Source organism: Nonomuraea sp. NPDC059007, from assembly GCF_042740555.1.
Classification (GTDB): domain Bacteria; phylum Actinomycetota; class Actinomycetes; order Streptosporangiales; family Streptosporangiaceae; genus Nonomuraea.
Genome location: NZ_JBHYJD010000076.1, coordinates 1 through 7,832, shown reverse-complemented (window position 1 = coordinate 7,832; position 7,832 = coordinate 1). Strand labels below are relative to the sequence as shown.

Below are 7,832 nucleotides of genomic sequence, written 5' to 3'. Positions count from 1 at the left end.
TTGAGCGTGTACACCGTGGCTTTGCCCCCTCGGCCCGCCGGCGTCGCGTCAGACCCGGTTGGAGACCCCCGCGACGACCTCGGGGTCACGGTCTCCGCCCTCATGTCGGTCTCCGCGGACCCGCCGCTGGTGCTGGTCTCGCTGACGAGTCGCGGCTACCTGGCCGAGGTACTGCTGCGCCAGGACCTCTGGGCCGCCTCCCTGCTGTCGTCGGGGCAGGCGGCCGTCGCCAGCCGGTTCGCCACCGCCGGGCGTCCGTCGGCGCGGCATCTGGTGGCCGGTGTGCCGCACCACCGCGGGCCGCGTACCTCCGCGCTGATCGTCGGGGGCGGGGTGGCCGCGCTGGAGCTGGAGACCGTCCGGGTGATTCCGGCGGGCGACCACACGTTGTTCGTGGCTGGGGTGCTCGCCGTCGACTACGTGACCCCCACTGTCGACCCTCTGGTACGGCTGCGCGGCCGCTACCGACCGGTCTGACCCCTGTTCTCCGATCCCCGGCCGGGAGGCCGCATGCCGTTCACCGAAAGAATTTTTGTTCTTGACAAGTTCCTTTGTCGTTAGAACACTGGAGGCAAGCGACCCCCCAGGCAGGGAGAAGACCATGAGCACCGTTCGTTCCCAGGACGGCACCACCATCGCCTACGACCGGATCGGCGAGGGGCCCGCGCTGGTCATCATCGGCGGCGGCGGCGCCACCGACCGCTCCGTCAACGCGCCGCTGGCCGCGCTGCTGGCCGACTCGTTCACGGTGTACAACTACGACCGGCGCGGCTCCGGCGAGAGCGGCGACACCGAGCCGTTCACCGTCGAGCGCGTCTACCAGGACCTCGGCGCCGTCATCCGGGAGGCCGGCGGCCAGGCGTACGTCTTCGGCTCCTCCGGCGGCGGCATCATCGGGCTGGAAGCGGTCCTGAACGGGCTTCCCATCACCAAGCTGGCCATCTGGGAGGCCCCGTACATCGTGGACGACTCCCGCCCGCCGGTGCCCGCCGACTACCTCGACCGGCTCGTGGCGCTGCGCGAGCAGGGCCGCAGGGGCGACATGGTGGAGCTGTTCCTGACCGCCGCGGTCGGGCTGCCGGCCGAGTTCGTCACCCCGATGCGCGGCATGCCGATGTGGCCCGGCATGGAGAAGGCCGCCCACACCCTGATCTACGACGCCATGGTCGTCGGTGACTTCTCCCTGGCCGCCGAGCGTATGGCCGGGGTGGCGATCCCCGCCCTGGTGCTCGACGGCGGCACCATGCCGTGGGCCACGAACTCCGCCGAGGCTCTCGCCGCCGCCCTTCCCGCCGCGCGTCGCGAGACGCTGGCCGGGCAGCCGCACAACGTCGACGCCGCCGCCCTCGCCCCGGCGCTGCGTGCCTTCTTCGCGGCCTGACTTCGAGTTTTTACCCGATGTCGGATCGAGCGGGCAGGGCGAAGGATCGGCACGGCCGTGCCCATCCTGACCTGGGTAAATACTGAAATATCCGGAAGCTTTACTCGCCAGTAGGCGTTCCCCCAAAACGCACAAAGGGGGGTAACGCGTGAGCCTTCGCGCGCGCAGCTGCGTCATCGCCGGGCTGGTGTCCACGGTTCTTGCGCTGGTGTTGTGTACCGGTCTGGCCGTCCAGGGATATCACTCGGAAGTCGACGACGTGACCGACCAACTGGCGACCGCGGCCCGGCGGCTGTCCATACTGGCGAGCGAGAACGCACTGCCGGACCCGGTCCCGTCCGTCAGCGGCCAGAGCGTCCAGGTGGTCGCCGAGGGCGGGAAGGTGCTCGCCAGCACCCCCGACCTGGCCGGGCAGCCACCGCTGACCACGCAGCTCCCGCCCCGGGACGACTTCCGATGGGACGGCGTCGTCCGGCACGACGGCCGCGAGCTCATCGTGGTCGGCTTCACGATCAGCCCCGCGGGCGCCGCCTCCGACCTGTCCGTCTATGTCGCCACCCCCAAACCCGGCTACCTCTACGACTGGCCCACCCTGCTCGGCCTGCTCGTCGCGGCCGCCGTCGGCGTCGCCGGGATGATGGTGCTGACGTGGATACTGGTCTCGCGCGCGCTCAAGCCCGTCGAGGCGATCACGGCCGAGCTGGAGGAGATCACCGGCAGCCACCCCCACCGCCGCGTGCCGGAAACCGGCCGCCACGACGAGATCGCCGCCCTCGCCATCACCGTGAACCAGACCCTCGACCGGCTCGACGGCGCCCTCAGCCAGCAGCGCAGCTTCGTCGCCGACGCCTCCCACGAACTACGCAGCCCCATCACCGGGCTGCGCGCCGAGGTGGACCTGGCGCTCATGGAGACCCGCGACGACGGTCCCGAGCACGCCGCGCTCGAAGCCGTGGACCGCGCGGCCGACCGGCTGCAGCTCCTCGTCGAGGACCTGCTCGCCGTCGCCAGGCTGGACGCCGGGATGGAGCCGCGGCCCGAGCCGGTGGACCTGGCCGAGCTGACCCGCGACGAGCTGGCCAGGCGGCACCCGGCCAAGAAGCTGCTGACCGAGCTGGAGAACGGCGTCGTCGTCGAGGGCGACCGGCTGCAGCTCACCCGCGTGCTGGTCAACCTGCTGGACAACGCGATCCGGCACGCCGACAGCACCGTCCGGCTCGTGGTGCGCGGCGACACCTGCGCCGAGCAGGCCGTGCTGGAGGTCAGCGACGACGGCGACGGGCTCGCGCCGGACGACCGGGAACGGGTGTTCCAGCGCTTCACCCGGCTCGCCGAAGGACGGACCAGGGATCCGGGCGGCAGCGGGCTCGGGCTGCCGATCGCGCGGGAGATCGCCACCCGGCACGGCGGGACGCTCCAGGTCGAGGATCGTTCCCGGTTCGTCCTGCGGCTGCCGCTTCTGACCCGCTCGGCGGTGTCCGCCGGCCGTCACGGCGAGCAACCCCGTCAGACTGCCTGACGACACCTCCCGACCCGCCCGCCGGCGTCGGCGGGGGGTGTGGGGGCGGCTTGCCGTAACTCAGAAGATCAGCGGATCTCGTACCAGGTCAGCGGATCTCGTACCAGGAGGGCAGGGCGAGCGGGCCCTGCGGCGGGAGGCCGAGCTCGGCGGAGAGCCGGGCGAGCGGACCCCAGGCCTCCAGGCGCATGCGCGTCAGGGCCGCGGCGCGGTCCTCGCTGGAGTCCGGCCCGCGCAGGCGCTCCAGCGGGTTCAGGCGCGGGTAGGTGCGCACGGGCGCGTCGTCGGCCAGCCCGGCGCGCTTGCGGGCCAGCACCAGGGCGTCCTCCAGCCCGCCGAGCTCGTCGACCAGCCCGCCTTCGAGGGCGTCGGCGCCGGTCCAGACGCGGCCGCGGGCGAGTTCGTGCGCACGTTCGCGGGTGAGCTTGCGCCCCGTGGCCACCTTGCCCACGAAGTCATCGTAAATACGGTCCAGCCAGGTGTTGACCCGGTCCCACTGCTCCGGGGAGAACGCCCGGGACGTCGAGAACATCCCCGCGTTGGCCCCCTGGGAGATCAGCTCGGAGTTGACCCCGACCTTGTCCAGCAGTTCCGACAGGACCGGCTTGCCGCCGAACACCCCGATCGACCCGGTCAGCGTCCCCGGCTGCGCGACGATGACGTCGGCCGCCATCGCGACGAAGTACCCGCCCGACGCCGCCACGTCACCCATCGACACGATCACCGGCTTGGTCTTGCGGGTCAGCACGACCTCGCGCCAGACCGTGTCAGAGGCGACATACGACCCGCCGGGGCTGTCGACGCGGAACACCACGGCCTTCACGTGTTCGTCCCTGCGCGCCGCCCGCAGCGCCGCGGCGATCGTGTCCGACCCCATCGCGCCACCGCCGCCGCCGAGCGGGCTGCGCCCGCTGCGGCCCATCCTGATCGGGCCGCTGCCGTGCACGAGCGCGACCGTGTCGGCCCCGGGATGCGGCAGCTTCCGTACGGCCGGCGCCTTCGCGTACCGCGACACGAACAGCAGCATCGAGTCGGCGCCCGCGGCCTTCTTGACCTCGTCGTAGACCTCGTCCCGGTAGGCCAGCCGGTCGACCAGCCCGGCCTCGACCGCCTCGTTCCCGATGAACGGCCCCCGGTCGACCAGTTCCCTGACCTTCTCGGGATCCAGCCGCCGGCCGTCCGCGATCCCGGCCACGACCTGCTCGGTGACCGACTCGGCGATCCGGGTCAGCGACTCGCGGTGCGGCTCGGTCATGTGGTCCTGGGTGAACATGTTGGCCGCGGTCTTGTACTCGTGCCGCTGCGCGCCTTCGTAGGAGATGCCCAGCTTGCCCAGGGCGTTCTTGATGAAGCGCGCCTCCAGCGCGACGCCGGTGAGCCCCACGTCGCCGCTGGGCTGGAGGTAGACCCGCTCGAATGCGGAGGCGAGGTAGTAGGGGACGGTGCCGTTCCCGAACTCGCCGAACGTCTCGGAGAAGGCGACGGTCAGCTTCCCCGAGCTGCGGAAGTGGATGACCGCCTGCCGCAGTTCCTGCACCATGGCCAGGCCCAGCGGCTGCCCGCCGATCTTCACGATCAGCGCCTTGACCCGCGAGTCGTGCCTGGCCCGCCTGAGCCCGCCGAGCACGTCGGCCAGGCGGGGCTTGCGCATGGACAGCAGCGCGGAGAGCGGATCCGCCGGAGGGCCTTCGGTGAGCCCCTCGGTGAGATCGAGCTCCAGCACGAGCGGGGCGGTGCGCCGCTGGCGAAGCTTGTCGACGGTTTCGAAGATCGCCTTGCCTGGGTCCATATTTCACACCCTAAGCGACATGTCCCTCTCCGGGGCGGCACCCCGGAGAGGGACGGCGATCAGTCGTTCCCTACTTGTTGACGTGCCGGTAGAGGAAGACGGCCGACTTCTTCAGCTGCGCCGTCGTCGCCTTGCCGGTCCGGTGCTTCTCGGCGATCGTGATCGCCTTCTTCAGCGTGGTCGTGCCGTGCACCTTGGCCGAGGAGTTGTACACGCCGTGCGCGTAGTTCAGCCACGCGGCCAGCAGCTCCCGGTCGAGCAGCGCCTTGCCCGCCTTCGACTTCGTGTTCAGCACCTTGTACGCACGGGCCAGGGTGTCGGCCTTGGTCGCCTCGGGGAAGACCTTGCTGCCGTTCTGCGCGATGGACAGGTAGCAGATCAGCGTCTTGTCCGACAGCGAGCCCTTGGTCTTCAGCATCTCCGTGGCCCACGCCTTGGAGCTGAGCGGCTTGGTGCCCTTGCCGCGCTCGCAGGTGTCGGGGACCGGCTCCGGGTTCGGGTCGATCGAGATCGGGTCCGGGTCCGGCTGCGAGGTCGGCGTCTTGGTCGGCGTGGGGGTGGGCGTCGGCGTGACCGTGGTTGTGGCCGTGGGGGTCGGCGTGGGCGTCACGGTCGGCGTCACCGTGGGAGTCGGCGTGGGAGTCGGCGTGGATACCGGAGGCAGCGCCTTGAAGAGGTCGATGCGCTTGGTAGTGACCGTACGGCCGTCGCTGCTGTACTGGATGGCCTTGCCGGTCTCCTGGAGACGCGCCAGGATCTGCGCGGGCGAGGCGTTGGGCGTGGCCTGCTTCAGCACCGCGAACGCGCCCGTGACGTGCGGCGCCGACATCGAGGTGCCGTTGAAGCGCGCGTAGCCATTCGGGATGGCGGAAAGGATCGCGACGCCGGGGGCGAAGAGGTCCAGCAGGGGGCCCCGGTTCGTGCGGTCGTACAGGCCGTCGGCGTTGTTGGTGCCACCCACGGTCACCGCGGTCGAGATGCACGCGGGCGCCCCGACCGCGTTCTCGTAGTTGTCATTGCCCGAGGAGATGACGGTCGCCACACCCGCGCCCAGCAGGGCGTCGATCTGCGGCTTGATCCGGGCCGCCGAATTGTGGGTGTCGCAGTGAGAGCTGAACCTGTTTGACCCGAGGCTCATGTTGGCCGCCACGACCTTCTGGGCCCCGGCGATGGTCGCGAGGTAGGCGAGGGCCTTCTGCTGGTCGGAGGAATAGGACAGGACACAGGTCTTGCCCTGCCCGCAGTTCCCGCCGGTGACCCGGCTGAAGACCTGGATGGCGACGATGTTGGCGCCGGGAGCCACGCCGTCGGCGGCCATGCCCGCGGTGCGCTTCCCAGCGGCGATGCCGGCCACGTGGGTGCCGTGGGAGCAGATGTTGTTGTCGCCGAGCATGCACCGGGCGACCTCCGCGTTGGCGGCGTCGCCGGTGGTCTGCTGGTTGGCGCCGTTCGGGCAGAGCGACTGCGCGTTGCCGAGCGTCGTGGAGAAGCAGGCCTGCGCCGTGATCCGGCCCGCGAAGAACGGGTGGTTGACGTCGATGCCCGTGTCGAGGATCGCGACGGCGTAGCCCGCGCCGGTCTTGCCCGCGGCGTTGGCCTTGTCCGAGCCGATCACCTTGGTGCTCTGATCGAGGGTCACCTCGCTGGCGATGTCCTCGGTGATCGACTTGAGATTGTTGTCCGTCTTGAGCTCGGCGAGGGACTCCTTGTCGAGTCCCATGACGAAGAAGTCCTCGGCGTCGCTCTTGGGCGCGGCGACGTCCTTGCCGGGCGTGACGGTTTCGGCTTCCTTTGCCGCCGTCCGCGTGCTGGCGTCCGAGTCGACCTCGACGATCACGCGGACCGTCTTGCCGGCGTTCACCTGCGTGGTGACCGACGGGTCCACGACGGGCGCGTCGGCCGTCGTCGCGTTCGCGGGGGCCGTGGCTAACGTCGTCAGCGAAAAGGCGAGCACGGCGGTGCCCGCCAGCAGAGACCGTAGTCTCACTGTTCCTCCGATGGTCGAACCGGTCATGAAGACAGTGGGACCCGGCAAACCGGAAGTCGCGATCCATGCGACGAAGCAGATTTCCCCCACCCGCTCAGTCGAATATCCGGCAATAAAGCCCAGATAAGCCCCACCTATGAGGGCAGAGTGTAACGAGAGGTCACTGAGGCGGGTGAGTCTGAAACGACTCTGTTATCCGGATATTTGGGCTTTCGGTTGGCTCAGAGGAGTTTTGTGGCTTTGGTGAGCTGGACCTTGGTGGACTTGGCGCTCAGGCGGACCTTTTCCGCGGACTGGAGGGCCTGGAGGGTGCCGGTGCCGTTCGACCAGTTCAGCCAGCCCCTCAGCAACGCCGCGTCCAGCTTGGCCCGCGCCCCTGAAGTGCCCTTCAGCACCCGGTACGCCGTTCCCAGCGACGAGGCCTTGGTCACCTCGGGGAACACCTTGCTGGCCTTGCCGACCATGCGCAGGTAGCAGTTGAGCGTGGTGTCCGGGATCGTGCCGCTGCTGCGGTGGATCTCCACGGCCCACTGCTTGCCGGTCAGCTCCTTGCTCGCTGTACCGCGCTTGCAGATGGCCGCGGGCGGGGTGGCCTTCACGGTCACGGTCACGGTCACGGTGGGCAGCGGGACGGGGCTGGGCTGGGGGTTGTCCGGCTGGGGCTCGGGGGAGGGGCCGCTGGGGTCCGGGTCGGGGTTCTCCGGGTCCGGGCCCGGGTTCTCTGGGTCCGGGTTCTCCGGGTTGCCCGGTGTGGGGGTCTGCTCGATCGGCGGGCCGGGGGTGGCGCCGGTCAGCGCGGCCTGGAGGTCGAGGCGCGGCGTGGTGACACCGCCGTAGCTGTAGGGGCGGCCGGTCGTCCTCAGCTTCTCGATCAGCTCCGGCATCGGCGTCTGCGGGTTCTGCGCCTTCAGTACGGCCAGCGCCCCCGCCACATGCGGCGCGGCCATCGAGGTGCCGCTGTAGGACGTCATCTGGTCGTCGGGGACCGACGAGTCGATGTCCACGCCCGGCGCGAACAGGTCCAGCAAAGCCCCGCTGTTGGAGAAGTCGGCGATCCGGTCGCCGTCGTCGTTGGCGCCGACGGCCACGGTCGAGGAGACGCAGGCCGGGAAGGAGGCGCCGGTGAAGGACTCGTTGCCCGCGGCGACCACCGTGG

At 70.3% G+C, this 7,832-nt stretch carries 6 protein-coding genes; 3 read left to right on the top strand and 3 right to left on the bottom strand.

Going from position 1 to position 7,832, the window contains the following annotated elements; all coding sequences use genetic code 11:
- The 3 genes from ACFWY5_RS54280 to ACFWY5_RS54270 all read left to right on the top strand — a co-directional run.
- Positions 1–477 (top strand): flavin reductase family protein (locus tag ACFWY5_RS54280; protein ID WP_379639805.1); only part of this gene is annotated, 477 nt, incomplete at its 5' end.
- Between the two features lie 124 nt (positions 478–601).
- The gene (locus ACFWY5_RS54275) at positions 602–1,381 is read left to right on the top strand and encodes an alpha/beta fold hydrolase (protein WP_379639804.1); all 780 of its coding nucleotides are present in this window, start codon (positions 602–604) and stop codon (positions 1,379–1,381) included.
- A gap of 148 nt (positions 1,382–1,529) precedes the next feature.
- Positions 1,530–2,900 carry a sensor histidine kinase gene (locus tag ACFWY5_RS54270; RefSeq protein ID WP_379639803.1) on the top strand — a complete coding sequence of 457 codons (1,371 nt, stop codon included), beginning with the start codon at positions 1,530–1,532 and terminating at the stop codon, positions 2,898–2,900.
- An 88-nt stretch (positions 2,901–2,988) separates the two neighbouring features.
- Here ACFWY5_RS54270 and sppA read toward each other — a convergent pair whose 3' ends face one another.
- From sppA to ACFWY5_RS54255, 3 genes are all read right to left on the bottom strand, one after another.
- Positions 2,989–4,689: a signal peptide peptidase SppA gene (sppA, locus tag ACFWY5_RS54265; RefSeq protein ID WP_379639802.1), complete on the bottom strand. Its 1,701-nt coding sequence runs from the start codon at positions 4,687–4,689 to the stop codon at positions 2,989–2,991.
- 70 nt (positions 4,690–4,759) lie between these two features.
- Entirely contained in the window at positions 4,760–6,676 is a 1,917-nt protein-coding gene (locus ACFWY5_RS54260) for a S8 family serine peptidase (protein WP_379639801.1), read from the bottom strand.
- Between the two features lie 221 nt (positions 6,677–6,897).
- Positions 6,898–7,832 (bottom strand): S8 family serine peptidase (locus ACFWY5_RS54255; protein WP_379639799.1); only part of this gene is annotated, 935 nt, incomplete at its 5' end.